Source organism: Micromonospora avicenniae (assembly GCF_900156065.1).
In the GTDB taxonomy this organism is placed as follows: Bacteria; Actinomycetota; Actinomycetes; order Mycobacteriales; family Micromonosporaceae; genus Micromonospora; species Micromonospora avicenniae.
Window position 1 is genome coordinate 167,268 of sequence record NZ_FTNF01000013.1, and the last position, 17,151, is coordinate 184,418.

Genomic DNA, 17,151 nt, shown 5'->3' on the forward strand with positions numbered 1-17,151 from the left:
CGCTCCGGGCATCAGCCCAGACGCCGCAACACGGTGTCGTAAGCCGAACGGACGGCGGTGAGGCGGTTGGCCCGGAACCGGCCCGGTTCCCGCTGGTAGACGGATCGGCCCAACGGGCTCCAGACGGCGGTGAACGGCACCCGGCTGCCCCCTGGCGGCACGAACTTCAGCGCCTCGTCCACCGCCGCGACCGCCGCCACCAGCCGCGTACGGCACCGCCGCCGATCCGCCTCCGGCAACCGCTCCGCACCGGCCGGTACGCCCCGGGCGTGCCCCTCGGCCACCCACAGCCACTCCCCCGCGTCGATCAACGCGGACGGTTCGGCGGCTCCGTAGTGGAAGCCCACCTCGCCGTTCTCCGGCTCGGCCGGCAGCCGGAAGAGGAACTCCCGGGTGGTGCCGCAGCGTTCGCAGGGACCCGCGTACCGGCGTGCCAGGGCGCCGTCGGGCAGCGTGAGGATCGCGGAGGCACGGGGGAAACGGCCGTCCCCACAGCCACACGGGTGCAGGTCCATGTAGAGGTGCGCCTCGTTGGCGGTACGGGCCGCGAGCGCGGTCACGACGGGCTCCAAGGCATGTCGTTCAGGTAGAAGTCGCGGATCACTTCGAGCCGTCGCCGCCGGAAGCGGCCCGGGTCACGCTGGTAGACCGTGCGCCCCCGGGTCGACCAGAATGCCGACTCGGGGATCACGTCGCCCCCGGCCGGGACGAACTTGCGGACCTCCTCCATGGCCGCCACCGCGGTCCAGCGCAGGTCCGCCGCCTCGGCGTCGTCGCCCTGCCGTTCGGCCACCTCCGAGGCCTCCCCGCACCAGTCGGCGACCAGCAGCCACTCGCCCGGGTCGAGCAGCGCCGAGGGCTGCGGCCCGCCGAAGCGGGTGGTGGGATGCGGGCCGGGGGCGGCGGGGGCGGGCTGCCCCTCCGGCAGCGCGAAGACGAACTCGCGCCGATCACCGCAGTCCGCGCAGTGACCGCTGTACCGGTATGCGGGCCGGGTCCCCTGCGCGGTGGGCGCCTCCTCCCAGGTGGCCTCCATCGACCCGCACCGCGGGCACGGATGCAGCTCCAGGTAGAGGTCCGCCTCGTCCCGGCTGCGTACGGCGGGCAGCAGCGTCATCACACCTCCCGGTAGTGCCCGGTGTCCGGGTCGAGTCCCATGATCTCCCGTGCCCGGCGCATGTACTCACGCTCGGCCTCCGGCGACGGTGGTCGACGGTTCGCCGAGTCGGCACCCTCGGGGGTGAAGTCCGCGTCGTCCACCCGATGCTCCGCCTGCCACCGATTGTGCAGCTCGGCCAGCTCCCGTAGTCGCCGCTGCCGCTCCGGATCGGTCTTCATCGCCGCACCGTCTTCCTTTCCACCGTGGTCGTCGTAGCAGGGTCCAGGCTCCCGGTCAGCCGCCTTCGGTTTCCCGCCGGCCGGTCACACCGGCAGCGGCAGCCGTTCCGCGAGGGGCTTCCGCTCCCAGGCGGCCGGCCGGTCCGGACCGCCGGTCACCGTCCACGCGTAGACATCCACCGCCGTGACGATTTCCGAGACGAAGTAGTAGTTGTGCGAGAAGAATGTCAACGTCCACTCCCCGCCGATGCCCTGCTCGAACGCGGGCGGGGCCACCGCAGGAGCGTCGGGCGCGACCATGACCCGCGCGAAGTGATCGGCCTCACGCACCAGCCAACCCGCCGGGGTGCCCTCCGTCGCTGCGAACGGATGCACGACCGGGCGATCGATCCTTCGCGTCGAGTACAACTCGCCGATGAGCTCCGCATAGGCCAGTGGGCTCAATCCGGCGCCCACCCGGCGACCGAGCTCCGCCATCACCTCCGGTTCGTTCAGGTGCAGCGGCTCGCCCTGCACCGGAAACAGCAGGCCGTGGGTGACGAATACCGGTTGCCCCGAGGCCACGACCCGGACCGCATCGGATACCCAGTCCTGCCCGGCCACCGCCCAGTCGGCGGGGGTCGCCCGGTAGCCGTAATGGCGCGTTCGGAGGGAAACCCAGTTGGGTGTCGTCCAAGTCTTCTCGACGGTTTCCCCGGGGCTCAGCACGTAATGCTGAATCGCCTCGACGGTCCGCTCCGTATCCACCCGGGCACCCTCCCCGTCCCAACCGGCGGCGGCCCAATCCTGCCACAGTGACCCACGAGGCCGCGGCCGCCGAGCGTCCGAGGGGCAGGGCCCAGGGTGCCGATGCCGCTGTCACCCGCGCCCGGAATCCGTCCGGTCGGGCCAGGTGCGCCGGGCTTCCGCCAGCTTCTGATGAACTTCCGGGGCGAACCCGAGACGCCGCAACGGCCCGCGCCGGATCCGGAAGGAGTCCCGGAACTCGAGCGAGGCGTCCCGGTGCGCCGCGTACAGGAAGACGGTGCGCTCCGCCGGGCCGAGCAGCGCGCCCAGCAGCGGACCGGACAACGGTTTGTTCATGCGATTGTTGGCGATCATCGCGGCGCACCGTGCCCCGGCCTCGGTCATCCGTGACCGCACCGCCGACATCACCCAGCGCGAGAACTCGTCGGGATAGCCGTTGCGGCGATACAACTCGGTGAGATCGACCGGTTCCGTCCGCACGACGCTCCCGGTCGTTCCGAGCGTCAGCCACAGCGAGTTCACGAAGAACCTCGACGACAATCGAGCGGGCAGCTCGGCCAGCACCCACTCCACTATCCTCAGGTAGTCGTCGCGTACGTGGTCCGGCAGCCGATCCAGATGCGCGAGGCTCGCGTCGTACATGGGCCAACGTTCGCCCGTCGGCCCATCGTCGTCAAGCCGGGAGTGGGCGCAGCACCCGCTCGGCGATGGTCTTCCGCACCCAGGTAGCCGCCCGGTCCGGACCACCGGAAACCGTCCAGGCATAGACATCTACCGCGGTCTGGATCTCCAACGAGTAGAAGTTGTGTGAGAAGAAGGTCAACGTCCACTGCCCGTCCGTCCCCTGCTCGAACGTCGGCGGAGCCACCGCAGGAGCGTCGGGCACGGCCACAACCCGAGCGAAGTGGTCAGCCTCGCGCACCAACCATCCCGGTCGAGCAGTTCGGGTCACACCGAACGGGTGCACCACCGGCCCGTCGATCTCCCAAGCCGAGTACAACTCGCCGAACAGCTCCGCATACGACAAGGGACTCAACCCGGCGCCCACCCGGCGACCGAGGTCTGCCATCACCTCCGGGCGGTTCAAGTGCAGCGGCTCGCCCCCTGTCGGAAAAAGCAGGCCGTGGGTGGTGAATATCGGCTGGCGCGAGGCCACCACCCGGATCGCCGCATCCACCCAGTCCGCACCGGCAACGGCCCAGTCCACGGGCTTGGTCGAATACATGGCTACCGACGTACTCACGAAGACCGCGTCCGGGAGGATCGACATGCTGTCGATGGTCTCGCCGGGCGTCAGCACCTGTCGCTGGATCGCCTCGGCAATCCGCTCCGTGTTCACTCCGGCACCTCTCCGTCGTAGCGAGCGGCCGCCCTCATCCTGCCGCAGCAGCCCACTGCGCCGGTTCCGCCGAACACATCCCCGGACGCCCTCCTCGCCGCGTGGGCAGTTGGCGTCAACCGCGGCCGGAACCCGTCCGGTCGGGCCAGGTCCGCCCGGCGTCCGCCAGCTTCTGATGGACCTTCGAGACGAACCCGTGACTCCGCAACGGCTCGCGCCGCATCCGGAGGCCGTGAGCGCACCGCCGCGCCGCCGCGGGCACGAATGATGAGCGGTGGTCGGTCGGCCCCTGCTCCGCTAGGGAAGCGGAAGCAGTACCCGCTTGGCGAGGGTCTTTCGTTCCCAGGTAGCCGGCCGGTCCGGACCACCGGTCACCGTCCAGGCATAGACGTCCACCGCCGTGTCGATCTCCAGCAGGTAGTAGTTGTGCGTGAAGAATGTCAAGGTCCACTCCCCGCCCGTGCCCTGTTCGAACGCCGGAGGTGCCACCGGCGGCGCGTCAGGCGCGACCATCACGCGGGCGAAATGGTCGGCCTCGCGCACCAGCCAACCCGCCGGAACGGTCTGCGTGGCAGAGAACGGGCGCACCACCGGACCGTCGATCTTCCAGCCCGAGTAGAGCTCGCCGAACAGCTCCGCGTACGCCAGCGGGCTCAACCCGTCCCCCACCCGGCGACCGAGCGCCGCCATCACCTCCGGGCGATTCAGGTGCAAGGGTTCACCCTCGAGAGGAAGAAGCAGTCCGTGGGTGACGAATATCGGTTGGCGAGCGGCCACGACCCGGACCGCGTCGGCCACCCATTTCTCCCCGGCCACAATCCAGTCGGCAGGACGCGCCCAGTACATGGCGGTCGAGGTGTCCAGGGTGACTGATTCGGAGTCGGTCCATATCTGGTCGACGGTGCTCGTACGCTCCAGCACGTAGCGTTGGATCGCCTCGGCGGTCCGCTCCGTATTCACTCGGACACCTCTCCGTCATGGCCCAGCGGCGGCATATCATCCTGCCACAGTGGTCCGACCCGTCGGATACGTCGAGCAGCCGACCGGAACTGGACCGGGCGCGGTCAGCGGCCAGAGAGCGCGAGTCCGGCGCGGAAGACCGCCACCTGGCCCGCCGGCGTCGGCGGGCCACCTGCGGCCGGCGCTTCCGTCAGCTCCCGAGGAGGTGCCACGCCGTATTCGGCCAGGTAGTAGCCGAGCGCCTCCGGCCACACCCACCGGCCGTCGGTTCGGTACCCGCCCGGCACCACGACACCGCGCCCCGGCTCGACCAGGTCGGGCAGCCGCTCGGCCCGGCCGGGCACGGCCACGCCCGCCGCCAACCGCTCGGCCAACGTCCCACGCTCCCCTACCGGCAGACGGGGAGACCCGGACCGGACGAGATCGGCCAGCTGCTCCTCGCGCAACGCCACCCGGACCCGGTCGGCGTTCGGCGCCCACAGCAGCGCCGCCCCGGCCAGCGCCGCCCGGTGGTAGGCGGTGAGTGGCTCACCGGCCCAGAACGCCTCCACCTGGGGCGCCTGTTCACCCTTCATGGTCAGCGCGTCCTGGGCCTCCTGCGTGACGTCCCAGGCCGGCACGCCGGGACCGAGTTCTACCAGGTAGACCCGGCGTGCCGGGTCGGACCCGCTCGCCCCGAGGCGCCACGTCCGCCAGATTCCCCGTACCCCTTCGGCGAGACTGAGATTGTCCATCGCACGGTCGTCGGCCTGGTCCGTCAGCTCAGGAGCGAGATCGGCGAGGTGTGCGAGGTCAGCCGGAAGTTCGGTGAGGTTGAACGGATCGCTGCCACCGGTCAGGTCGAGCCGGCCGGATACCCGCTCCGCTGCCTGTGCGGCCACCGCCGGCGGCACCGGAAGGAAACGGAACGGCCCTGCGGGTGGCGGTTGCGCGGCCACCGGCACCTCGTCGTAAAGCTGCGGCTCGCCTCCTGGGACGTCCAGGACGATCAGGATGCGCGCGAGCAGCTCCTTGTCCGCGGGAGTGATCGGCACGGCGTGCTGCACGGTGGCGACCGACACCGCGTCCGGCAGGTAACGAAGATCGCCGTGTCCGAGCAGCTCACGGAGCGCGGTCAGCACCTCGTTGGGGACTCGGCCCGCCAGACGCAGCAGCATCCGGTGCACCTCGGCGAGGAGCCGCTCCCCTTCGTCCCAGCCGGGATCGTCAGTCACGATCGGTGCGCCTCTTCCATGATGATGATTTCGCAGTCGTCGCGGAACTCCGCGGGCAACTGGTTCCGCACCGCCTCCACCAGTTGGTCGTCGACAATCCGCACGGTCCGTGATCGAGGCGGGAAGACCGCTTCCTCGTCCGTGGCGAAGGACGAGAACACCGAGATGTCCCGGGCCTGCTGCCCGGTCAACCGGTAGACCACCAGCACCTTACCGCCGGAGGCGGGGTTCTCCGACATGAACCGGACCGCCACGTCCAGCCGGCGGCTCACACTGAGGAACTCCCTCGCCGTGCCGTGCGGAAGCCACGAGTTCCCGTAGATCGGCGAGTACACCGGCGTCGTCCAGTCGCCCCGGTAGGCGATGACCGGCCGATCCGGGCTGCCCACGGCAGGAAGTTGCATCATCGCATCGTGGACCATGTCCGCGTGCCACTGCATCTCGTCGAGGAGCCCCGGCGAGACCGACCGCAGTTGGCTCTTGAGCTGCTTCCAGGCCGCGTCCATCGCCCTGTTCGCACGCCGCACCTCGCTGTCGGCGCGGCGTGCTTCGAGTTCGTTCCCCGCCGTACGGTGCGTCTCGGCGCGCTGCTCGGCGTCGAGGGCCCGCCGCCGCGCCTCCACCCAGTGCTCGGCCGATCCACGCAGGGGTGACCTGGACGTCAGGTGTCCCTCGCCGTCGTGCACCACCGGACGCAGCTTCAACGGCAGCGGCAGCGCCTTCGTCCCGGCGGCAATGTTGTCGAGGTAGTTCTTCACCAGCTGACGGACCTTGTGCTCGAAGAGCCCCTTGGCCGGCGCCTCTCCGAGTGCCCCGGTGAACAGGTGCGACCGAATAACGTTGTTGATCAGGTAATGGCTGTGTCGGGTGTAGACGGTCAACGCCATCACGTGCGGCTTCGACAGTCGCTGGCCCAGCTCCCGCACGGCGGCCGAGTCGGTCGGGTCGATGCCGTTGCGCCGCAGCCAGTCGGCCAGGTCCGCGTCCCGGACCTGCCCGCGCTCCAGCTGGGGCCACAGCCGGTCGGCGATCTGCGGCACCTTGTGCTGCGTCTCGGAGAAGCCGCGTGGGTCGACGGCGTGTTCCAGGTAGCGGGCCTCGTGCGGAAGGAGCCCGTCGACGCCGACCTCCCGTCGCAGCGTCGGCAGATCGATGTCGGGAAGGGCGCGGTAGAGATCCACCGCGGTGAACCGGGTGCCGGGCGGACGCACGTCGACCCGCGCGACGCCGGCGATCTCCGATCCGCGCAGGATCTCGAAGAGGCTGTGGTCGCGGGCGGGGAGCATCCAGCCCATCAGCCCGCTGAGGAACCGCTCGAGCTGCGGGCCGTCGAGACCGATGAACCGGGCGGCGGTCAGCATCCGGGCCGTGGTGCCGGAGACACCGTCGATGACGGGGAATCCGTCCCGGCCGACCCACCGGGCCCACGGGCCGTGGTCGGTGTCGTGCGCGACGACGCCCTCCCGCCACGGCAGCTTGTCGTGTTCGCCCAGCGACTCCCCGGTCTTCTGCCGCTGCACCTGGTCAACGTAGGCCCGCTCCAGTTGTCCGAGTGGGGTGCCCAGCCGGGCGTAGTGATCGGGCGTCGTGGCGAGTTCCTGCTGCACGTCGGGGTGGCGATCGTCACGGGCATGCTGGCTCACGGTCATTTCGACCAGGTCGCGGATGCCGTGTTCGGAGTTGCGCGCCACGTTGCCGGTCGCGAAGAAGTCGCGACCGAATCTGAGCTTCTCCTGCAGGACCTCCGGCATCACCCGGTTCAGGTTGCCGTCGAGCAGCTCGCCCATCCGGCGCACGGCCGGCACGTCGACGCCCGCCGCCCGAGCCTGCTCCCAGCGGTCCCCGTCCAGCACCGCCCGCAAGGCGTGCGAGAGCGTGTGCGGGTTCTTCCAGTTGGTGTACGCGGCGTTGTAGAAGGCGGTCATCGTCTCGCGCAGGTTGCCCTCGGCGATCAGCCGGTCGAAGCCGACCCCGCTGCCGACCTGGCCGGCACTGTCCTTGGCGTCGTCCCGGAAGAAGGCGCTCTCGACCCGGGCCTTCACCTGGGCCGGGGTTTCACCCGGTCGCGGCTCGGTGAGGTCCACCACAATGTCCCGCATCCGGGTCAGCGCCGTACGGACGGTGTCCAGCACCTCCGGGTCGCGGAAGTAGTACGCCCCGAGGCGCTGCTCGAACCGCGTCGCCTCGTCGGCCCAGCGCGGATCGTTCAGGAACCGCTCGAAGTCGAACGGCACCCGGGTGGTTCGTGCCGGGTAGGTCGCGGCGGCCGCCTCGGCCCGCTCCGGCACCGCCAGCTCGGCGGAGTCGGACCGATCCGGCATCCCCAGCTCGGCGGAGTCGGACCGGTCCGGCATTGGATCGGCCTCGACGCGATCCGATACCGAACCCTCGCCGTCGCGATCCGAAACCGGACCCTCGCCGTCGCGACCCGGTACCGGACCCTCGCCGTCACGAGCCGGTACCGGGACCGCCTCGCCGTCGGTCGCGCGCGCCGGGCCAACATCCATGGGCGGACGGGTGGACTCGGCGGGGGGCCTGTCCCGGCCGAGCAGAGCGTCCCGGCCGGTGTCGCTGATCCGCCCGTCGAGCATCCGCAGCCGGGCTGGGGCACCGGGATCGTCCGGGTGCAGGCCGAGGTGGTCGCGGAGGGCACGCAGCTCGGACCGGGCGTGTGCGGCCTGCGCCGGATCGCGCAGCAGGTCCGCGAGCACCTCCGCCTCGGCCAGCCGCCCGTGGTCGTGGGGGCTGAGCATGGCGCCGTCGGCCATCGCGCCGGGCACGAGGGCGTCCGGTGTGAAGGGATCCAGCCCACCATCCGCCCGCTCACGGATCGCGGTCAGCTCGGCTGCCTCGTGGGCGATGGCGCGGGCGACGTTGACGTCGCTGGCGCGGTCCGACAACTCGACGCGCCATCCACCGTCCTGGGGCGGCACGGTGCCGTGCGGCAGGTCGCGCCCCTGCGCGTCGATGGGCACCGACCGGGCCACCGCGCCGTCCGGCAGCGCATCCGCCGGGACGGTGGTCAACTCCAGCCGTACGCCCTTGAGCGGGCTGTGATCCGGCAACGTCTCCACGACCTGGCGCAGGGCGTCGTCGCCGAGCTGCCGCACCACGTCCGGCTCGGGGACGTCCCGGCCGTACCCGTGGAACTCGCCCTCGGGCACCCGGGCAGCGGTGACCGGCGGATGTCCGTCGCCGCTTAGCAGGCTGTGGATCGACGACGGGTCGGGCACCCGGGGCATGCCCTGGCTGTGCGCCGAGCGGGGATACAGCGGGCCCGTGTCGCTGATCTCCTTGACGCCCTTCCAGTCCGCGCCGAGCAGCGCGCGCTTGCCGACCCACGACGCTTCCCGGCCATGGTGGTGATCGCCCCAGCCGGCCTGACTGATCTCGAACGGCGTCGGGTAGCGGGCGCTGCCGAACGAGCTGGTACGGGCCCGTTCGAGGATCTGCTCGGCCGCCTCCCGCTGCCGTTGCACCTCCCGGGCCACCTGCTCCGGATCGGTGGTGCCGTAACGCTTGCGCAGCCCGTCGGCGTCCACGTCGGGGTCGTCCGCGGCCAGCCGCCGGGCCATGTCGACGTCGGCGTCCAACCCACGCAGCTCGACCCGGAGCCGGTTCAGCACCGCATCGGCCCGGTGCTCCGTGTTGGCCGCCCAGTCGTAGCCGTCGCGTGCCCACGCGTACCCGCCGACGGTCGACGCGGCATGCACCTCGATCCGCTCGACACCGGAGTAGCGGTACCAGTCGATGAGGCTGTCGTTGAACTCCCGGGCGAAGCCGTTGCCCTGGACGCGATCTTCGAGCTTCAGCGAGACGTGCTCCACGAAGAGGCTGCCGTTGTGGTCGCGCTGGAAGGAGCGCACCACCCGGCCGGCGTTCACACCGTTCGCGTCCTGCACGTCCGCCCGGACCACCACCTCGTTGCGGTACACGCTGACGCTGTACTGGTCCTCCAGGTCCACCCGGATCCGCAGCCCCGCGAATTCGCGCCCGTCGAGCTGGTCGGCGAATTCCCGCCGTACCGAGTCGCCCCAGGCGGTCGCCTCCTCCTCTGAGCTGGGGATCAGCTCGTCGAGCGAAGGCCGCCGGTCTTCCTGCCGCCACGGCGGGTCGGACCAGATCTCGTCGTGCCGGGAGTGGTCCCGACCGTCCGAGGCGGGCGCATCGGCGGCCGTGGGACCGTCCGCCTCCGGCACCCGCTCCAACTGATGCACCGGGTAGCCACGCTGGGCCAGATCGGCGTCGATCCGCTGGATGTCCGCGCGCACCTGGGCCTGGTGCACCGGGTCCGTCGACGCGCGCAGTTCCTCCAAGGCGAAGCGGCGTTCGGAGAGCGCCAGGTTCGTCCGGCCGTCGGTGGAGATCGGCTCGGTGGCCGTACGTTCCGGCCCGTCCGTCCACCCCGGACGGTCGGCGGCGGTCTCCGGCGCCGACCAGGCCGGGGTCGCCGGTTCCGGCGCCCGCTCGGGGGCACCCCAGGCGGGACCGTCGGTGGGGCGCGCCTGCCCGGTGTACGGGTCGACGCCCGGCCGCCCCGCGGTTCCGGTATGCCCCGGGTCGGTCTCCGGCGGCCAACCTCGGCCCGGGTACGGATCGTGGGCCGGCGGGAAGGTCTCACCGGGCCGCCAACTCGGGGTCGCCTCACCCGGACGCTGACCCCACTGCTGCGGCTCCGCCGGACGCTGGCCCCACTGCTGGGGTTCGTTCGGACGCTGGCCCCACTGCTGCGGCTCCGCCTGATGCTGTCCCCACTGCTGAGGCGCCGCCGGACGCTGGCCCCATGGGCCCGTGTCGCCGTGAATCGGCTCGCCGGGCCGCTGGCCCCACGACCCGAAGGTCGGCTCCGCCGGGCGCTGGCCACCCCACTGTCCGAGGCCACCCTGACTCGGTTCACCCGGTCGCGGAGCCCACGGCTGAGTCGTCGGCCCCGGTTCGGGCGCGCGTGATACCGGGTCGGCACCACCGAAGAGACCGGTGATCCGGCGCAACGCCCGGGACAGCACGTTGGGCCGCCGCTCCGGCTCCGGGCGGGCCAACTGCCCCTCGTGGTGCGCGCCCGATCCTTGCGCTGGTGGAGAGGTGTGCCACGGAGGTGTGGCGCCGATAGGCGGGCCATCCGCCCGCCACGGTGGGGCCGTATAGGGCGACTGTTGCTCGGGCGACCAGTGCGGCTCACCGTCCCGGCCGGGTCCCCACTCGGCCAGCGGTAGCGAGTCGGTGCCGTTACGGGGTACGGAGGTGTCCGGCGTGGCGGCGCTCTGGTCCGCAAGCGGAGACACTGCCCGGGCTGCCTGGTCCCGTCCGACCGCGTCGAGGTTGATGCCGTGCTGTTCGGCGACCTCCCGGGTCATCGGACCGTAGAAGGTGCCCTGCCGGCGACCGTCGGCGATGGGGAAGTTTGCCTCGTCAATGGAGAGGCGGGCACGCTCAAGAATGCTCTCCGGGGTGAGCGCCATGAGCCGGTCGAGCAGGTGGTCCGGAATGTGCGCTCGGTCGGGGGTGCGGACGTACTGCTTGACTATGTGGTCCCGCATTTGTTGCGGAGTCCAGTCCGCCATCTCCTGATAGCTGTCGCTGCGCGGTAGGCGCGGGTCACCCGCGTGGTCGAGAGCCCGGAATCCGGCCAGTCCACGCAGGAACTGCTGCTGGACGGCAAACGCCTGAAACTCGCCTTCGAAGCGGAGCGGCGTGAGGACCTCGCCGACGACGTCCATCCTCGGCGGGCCTTCGGGCGCCGGCTGCATGACATGTCGCGCTACCACGTCCGGGTTTGGCTGGAGACGATGCATGCTCTCGTGCACCACTGTCGCGGCGACCGCGCTGATCGGTCGGTCCAACCCGCCTGCGTCCCGCGGGTCGACGTAGAGGATTTCGGTCACCGTATCGAAGCCACCACGCGCCGGTCCCTGGATCCACTCCTCCAGGTTCGGGTCGCGTAGTTGCTCTGGGATCAGCGCCTCGACGCTCTCCATGTCCTTCGGGATCACCCGCTCGAACGTACGGGCCGCGTGGCCCTCGAACGCCGGGCCGAGCACGTCACCGATCTTGGCGATCGCGATCGCCTGGTCCAGCACGTGGAACCGGTGGGTCTGCGGGTCGACGCTCACCACCCGGGTGGCCATCTCCACCGAGTTCAACGGGTCGACGCCGTCGAGGTCCCGCCAACCCGGGTCGGCGTAGTCGCCGCCGCGCTCGAAGTCACGCCAGTCGCGGTACTGGTCGGCGTAATCGTTGACGGCTCGGCTCAGGTCGCGGACACCCTGCACCACGTCACCGAGGCGGCCGCTCTCACGGGCCGCGTCGGCGGCCGTCTGCAACCGGTCGGCGATACCGCCGATGGCGTCCAGGTCGGCGATCCGGGCCGCCACCGCCGTCTCCGGGTACCGGGCGAGCAGGTTCTCCTTGGCCCGCTGCACCAGCTCGTGGACCTGTTCGGGCAGCTCGGCACCAGTCCTCGTACGGTGCGGCGGGAAGTTCTTGCTGGGCGCCAGCTCCTGGACGATCGGCGAGTCACCCGGACGCACCGCCTGCTCCGGATGTACGGCGCCCTCCGGCGTCGCGCTGGGGTCGGCCGGTACGTGGGACTCGACGACCGCAGCGGTCTCCTCGTGCAGCCGGGTCACCGCAGCGTCGATCTCGGCCTGCGAACGCGGCACGTACGAGCCGTCCTCCTGCCGTACGGCGAGGTGGTCGCGGGCCCACCCGCGTACCTGCTCCGGGGTGCCGGCGTCGGCCAGCAGGCCACGGACGGTGTCCGGGGTGAGTGGCCGGGGTGGCGCGGGATCCGACGGGGTGGCGTCGCGGAGAGTGACCCGGTCGAGCACCGGCGGGTCCGGGTGCAGCGACCGTTCCAGCTCGACAAGCGAGGGCTCGTCCACCCGGCGCGGGGGCTCCTCCGGGCGCGGCGTCGCCGCGGTATCCCGCGGGCTTTCCGGCATCCCGTCGGCCCGCGCGTCGTGCTCGGGCCGGACCGGCGCCGGATCGTTCGCGTCCGGCCCAGGCCTCGGCTCCGTCGGGTTGCCGTCGCGGTCCGCGCGCGGCCCGGCGGCATCATCCCGCTCCGCGCGCGGCCCGGTAGCGTCTTCCCGCTCCGAACGCGGCCCGGCGGCGTCATCCCGGTCCGTACGCGGCCCGGCGGCATCGTCCCGAGGCCGCTCGGTCCGGGTCGTACCGTCGTTCCGCGACGTGTCGGTCCGGGTGGAGTCGGTCCGGGACGGGTCGCTGGGCGTCCGGTCGGTACGCGGTCCACCGTCGGTGGGCATCCGATCGCTACGCGGCCCGATCTCGGTGCGTGAGGTGTCGGTCCGGGTCGTGCCGTCGCCGCGTGGCGACGGGGGCTCGACCGGCCGGTCGAGCACCTGGTGCAGCTCCCTGTGCAGGGTGCTCCAGGCGTCGCCGAGTTGCCGGTCGACGAAGGCCGCCCGGGTGTTCGGGTCGGTCGGCAGATGGTCGGGCAGCACCACACCGGCCGGTTCGCGCTGCACCCACTGCCCGTGCTCGACCTCCAGCCCCGGTCGCAGCACCACCGGCTGCCCCGGCGGCAGGGACGAGTTGACCTGCAACGCGACCCGTACGGTGACGCCGTCCGGGTATTCCACGGTCAGCAGCCGCGTCGACTCGTCCCAGCTCGCCCGGTGCGGCTGGTCCACCGGGCCGGGATCGCGGCCCGCGAGCAGGTCGCCGATGTGCCCGTCGAAGGTCGACCGGACGGCTTCCGGCATCGGCACCGATGGCCCGACCGGACGGGGCTCGACCGGCACCAGCTCGAACGGAACCCGCCCGTCCGCCGACGCTACGCCGCGTAGCTGCCCTTCTGAGGCCAGCGGGCCTCGCTGCGGTGGAACCGCGTGATCTTCACGTAGACCGCCGCGTAGTCCGAGTCCTTCAGCTCGTCCGTCGGATTCCCCTCGCCCGTGGCCTTCTGGATGACCAGTCGACGATCCATCGTCGGGTACCCGAAGGTGTATTCCACCGTCTGGCTGTCTTCCCGGATCAGTTCGAAGTCCAGCAGTGCCGCCATCTGCACTCCTTGAACTCGACGGTGTCTCCGGGGTTACGCCGCGTAGCTCCCCCCGGCCGGCCAGGTCGCCGCCTCGGCCTGCATCCGCAGGATCTTGCCGTACGCCTTCCGGTACTGCATGTCCTCCGCCCCGTCCAGCGGCATCCCCTGCCGGGAGTCCTTCTGGATGACCAGTCGCCGATCCTTCTCCGGGAAGCCGAAGCTGTATTCGACCTCCCGACTGTCCTGTCGAATCAGTTCGAAGTCCACCAGAATCGCCATCGCCGGTTCTCCTCGGATACGCGCTGTCCAGGTCCTCGCCGGTACGGCCGGGCGCGACCCGCTCCCAATTGAACAGGCTCTGGGCGTGTGCGTGCGCCTCCGGGTACGTGGCGTCGGGGTGGACCCGCATGTAGCCCGACTCGGCCAGCTCGTGTTCCAGCAGCACCAGGTCGGGCTCGAGGTGCCGACCCTCCCGCAGGCGGATCCAGGCCTCGGCGATGTCCTCGTCGGCGTCGAACCGCCGCCGCTCCCAACCGTCGGGGTAGTCGCGCAGCGTGTGCTCGTCGAACATGAGGTGCTGCTTGACCCGGGCGATCTCGGCGTGGCTGAAGCCGATGGTGCCGTTGGGTCGCTCCACGTCGGCGAGGTGCGTCGCGATCTCCGGCACGTCCCCCGGGTCGGCCCGGAACCGGTCGTACGCCTTGGCGGCCCACTCCTGGGCCCGCAGTTCGTCTCTTGGTCGGATGGACGCGCCGGTCTGCGCCTCTGCGGCCGTCGGGTCAGTGTGCTGCTCGTCGGCGCGTACCGGCGCGGGTGGATCCTGGTGGCGGTTCGGCGGCGAGCCGTGCTCGTCCCGCACCGCTGGGCCCCCGTTGCGGTCGCCCGCACCGGTGGGCCGGTCCTGGACCGGATCGGTCGGGCCGCGCTGACCGTCCCGGATCGTGGTCGTGTCCGGCCGGCCCGTCGGCGTGGAGGAGTCGCGGGCCGGCGGCGGACCGTCCGGGCGTACCGACGAGGGCCCGTCGGCACGCGACGGCGTAGGACCATCCGCACGCGGCGGGACATGGCCGTCGGTACGCGGCGAGACAGGGCCGTCCGTACGCGGCGGTGCCCAGCCGTCCGTGCGGGGCGACGTCGGGCCGTCCACGCGGGGCGACATCGGGCCATCCACGCGGGGCGGGACAGGACCGTCGGTACGCGTCGGCGGGGTGTCGCCCCGGAGGGCGGGCGCGGTGTCCGCCCGGGCCGGCGGGGCGGTGTCGGCGCGTGCTCCGGAGGGCGGATCCGTCGGCCGCTCCGAATCCGTGCGCGGCGGCGGCACGTCGCCCGACCGGTGGTCGGAATGCGGCCGGGTCGGAGCGGTTTCGGTGGGATGCTGCCCGGCGGTGTCGCGGGGCGACGCGGGCGGGTCCGAGCGGGTGCGCTCCGGTGGAGGTCCATCACCGGGCTCGCGCTGCTCCGGCCCGCTCGGGTCGTCACCGATCCGATCCGGCACCGTCTCCCGGGTGGCGGGGTGCTCGGGGCTGCGGTCCCCGGGCGGCCGCTCGCCCGGCGGCACCGAGTCGGTCGTCGAGCGCTGTGGCGGCGAGTCGGTGGGCGTACGGTCGAGCACCGGCGAGCTGTGCTCCGGTCGGGTGGGCTCTCCGATCGGCCGCGACGGGTCGGTGTTCCGGATCCCGACATCCCCGGTACGGCCGCCGGACGTCGGGTGGGCGGGCTGGCGCGGGCCGCCACCGCCACCACCACCGTCCCCGCCGCTCGTCCCGCCGACCAGGTTCGTACGCTGCGGGACGTCGGTGGTGGGCAGTTGTGCCAGTGGCGCGTGCGGGGCGGGCGGCTCGGACCGGATGACGTCCCCGTCGACCACGTGCGGGGTCGGCGACTGACCACCGTCCCGGGAGAGGACGGTCCCGTCGGCGCCGATGCTTCCACCGTCGATCCGGGTGCCGCTGGGATCGACCCGCTGCCAGGAGGCGCCGTGCTCGCTGTAGGTGACCTGCAGCCCGTCGGCTCGGTCGATCGCGCCGATGCCCTCGGGGAGCACCACCACGTCGTGGCCGATCCGCAGGGTGCTGCCGACGTTGACGGCCTCCATCTTGTTCTGTGCGCCGAAGATCGCGCCGGCCTTGGCTCCCTCGGCACCGCCGTGCAGGATCTCGGTGACGTTCTCCCGGGTGATGTTCGTGAAGTCGAGCTTGCCCTGCGCGGCGAGCGTCGCCGCCGACATGCCCGCGCCGACCACGCCGCCGCCGACGACGTGCCCGGTGATGCCGCCGAACATCGAGGCGCCGAAGACGCCGCCCTGGAGCGTGGACATGCCCAGCTGCCCCAGGTCGAGGCTGGTCCGCTCGCCACCGGCGATCTGGTACATCTGGCCGAGCAGGTCACCGGCGCCCATGAAGCCGGCACCGAACGCCACCCGGGTGCCGACGTACTTTGCCAATTCCCGGCTGAACGTGGTGGCGGCGATCTCGCGGGCCGCGTACTGGCTCAGCGCCTCGCGGCTGACCTGCTCGAACACCTCATTGCCGGCCATCCGGGTCAAGGAGGTGCCCGCCGCGCGGCCGGCAAGGTCGGTGCCGACCCGGGAGCCGAACTTACGGAGCAGCTGCTCCTCGATCTCCTTGGCCAGCTGGTTGCGGGCGGCGAGCAGACCACGTCCGGCGAGTCGCCGGGACTCCAACCCGGCCTCGCGGCCGAGCTGGCGGAGCAGCTCGCGGTTGGTGACGCTGCGCAGCCACTGCCCGGCCATCCGGTCCGCCACGGAGCGGGCGATCACGTTGCGGGGCAGGACGCCGCGGGCGACGGTCGAGCCCCCCTGCCGGATCAGGGTGGGCAGGGTGTGCCGCAAAAGGGTGGGCAGCTCGTGCCGGATCAGGTTCGGTAGCTGGGTGGTCACCAGCCTGGGCAGTTGGGTACGGACCAGGTTGGGCAGCTGGGTACGGATCAGGGTGGGCAGCGCCCGGGTCACCAGCGCGGTCACCTCGGCGAGCGCCGCGCGTATCGAGATGCTGCCGATCGCGCGCATCGCGTTGCTGGCGGCGACGCTGATCGCCGTGCGGCAGGCGGCGAAGGCGCCGGGAATCCCGGCGGTGGAGAGGCCGAGCGACGGAATGGCCGCGGCGACCAGCATGAAGAGCGAGACCGCGAGCATGATCAGGCCGATCAGGGCCATGAACTTCATGAGCTCGATCTGCAGCCCGAAGCTCTGTACGGCCTGCTCCATGGAGGCGAGCGTGTCGACCGATCCAGCGAGCGACTCGACGTACTTGTACCACTCCTCGGCGAACACCGTGGACGCGCCGTCGCCGCTCCAGTTGTCCAGGATGCCGTCGGCCGCGTGCACGGCCTCCTCGTAGAACCTGCCGAGTGCCTGGGCGGCGTCGGCCCAGGTGTCGGCGAGATCGTAGACGGCGCCGATGTCCGACTCGGGGATCTTGCCGATCAGGATCTCGCCGACGGTGGAACGGACCCCGGGGATCGCGGCTTCGAGGTCGGAGAACCATTCCAGGATCTCGGCGAGCGCGTGGTCACTGTCGCTCACGCGC

Annotated in this window: 9 protein-coding genes; all 9 read right to left on the reverse strand. The window is 71.6% G+C overall.

The window, feature by feature from the left end; all coding sequences use genetic code 11:
- Positions 1-11: 11 nt before the first annotated feature.
- The 9 genes from BXA10_RS20485 to BXA10_RS20525 all read right to left on the reverse strand — a co-directional run bounded on the left by BXA10_RS20485 (position 12) and on the right by BXA10_RS20525 (position 17,147).
- Complete coding sequence (locus tag BXA10_RS20485; protein ID WP_139338055.1) at positions 12-560, reverse strand: hypothetical protein; 549 nt, start codon at positions 558-560, stop codon at positions 12-14.
- Positions 557-1,117, reverse strand: a complete 561-nt coding sequence (locus BXA10_RS20490; protein ID WP_076472161.1) for a hypothetical protein — start codon at positions 1,115-1,117, stop codon at positions 557-559. Before BXA10_RS20490 ends, BXA10_RS20485 begins: the two co-directional genes overlap by 4 nt.
- A complete protein-coding gene (locus BXA10_RS20495) occupies positions 1,117-1,338 on the reverse strand; it encodes a hypothetical protein (protein ID WP_076472163.1) in 222 nt (73 codons plus the stop codon). The genes BXA10_RS20490 and BXA10_RS20495 overlap by 1 nt, the downstream gene beginning before the upstream one ends.
- Positions 1,339-1,422: 84 nt before the next feature.
- Positions 1,423-2,085, reverse strand: coding sequence for a hypothetical protein (locus tag BXA10_RS20500; protein ID WP_139338056.1), 663 nt, complete (start codon positions 2,083-2,085; stop codon positions 1,423-1,425).
- Positions 2,086-2,196: 111 nt separating this feature from the next.
- Entirely contained in the window at positions 2,197-2,649 is a 453-nt protein-coding gene (locus BXA10_RS20505; protein WP_139338057.1) for a hypothetical protein, read from the reverse strand.
- A gap of 109 nt (positions 2,650-2,758) precedes the next feature.
- On the reverse strand, positions 2,759-3,424 hold the full coding sequence (locus BXA10_RS20510; RefSeq protein ID WP_076472172.1) for a hypothetical protein: 666 nt from the start codon (positions 3,422-3,424) through the stop codon (positions 2,759-2,761).
- Positions 3,425-3,721: 297 nt separating this feature from the next.
- The gene (locus BXA10_RS20515; protein ID WP_076472174.1) at positions 3,722-4,384 is read right to left on the reverse strand and encodes a hypothetical protein; all 663 of its coding nucleotides are present in this window, start codon (positions 4,382-4,384) and stop codon (positions 3,722-3,724) included.
- 104 nt (positions 4,385-4,488) lie between these two features.
- A complete protein-coding gene (locus BXA10_RS20520) occupies positions 4,489-5,598 on the reverse strand; it encodes a hypothetical protein (RefSeq protein ID WP_076472177.1) in 1,110 nt (369 codons plus the stop codon).
- Positions 5,595-17,147 (reverse strand): WXG100-like domain-containing protein, encoded by an 11,553-nt coding sequence (locus BXA10_RS20525; protein WP_076472180.1) that lies wholly within the window; start codon positions 17,145-17,147, stop codon positions 5,595-5,597. Before BXA10_RS20525 ends, BXA10_RS20520 begins: the two co-directional genes overlap by 4 nt.
- Positions 17,148-17,151: the final 4 nt, after the last annotated feature.

Coding starts and splice junctions, on each gene's coding strand:
- BXA10_RS20490 (WP_076472161.1), bottom strand. CDS start 1,117: ATGACGCTGCTGCCCGCCGTACGCAGCCGGGACGAGGCGGACCTCTAC.
- BXA10_RS20495 (WP_076472163.1), bottom strand. CDS start 1,338: ATGAAGACCGATCCGGAGCGGCAGCGGCGACTACGGGAGCTGGCCGAG.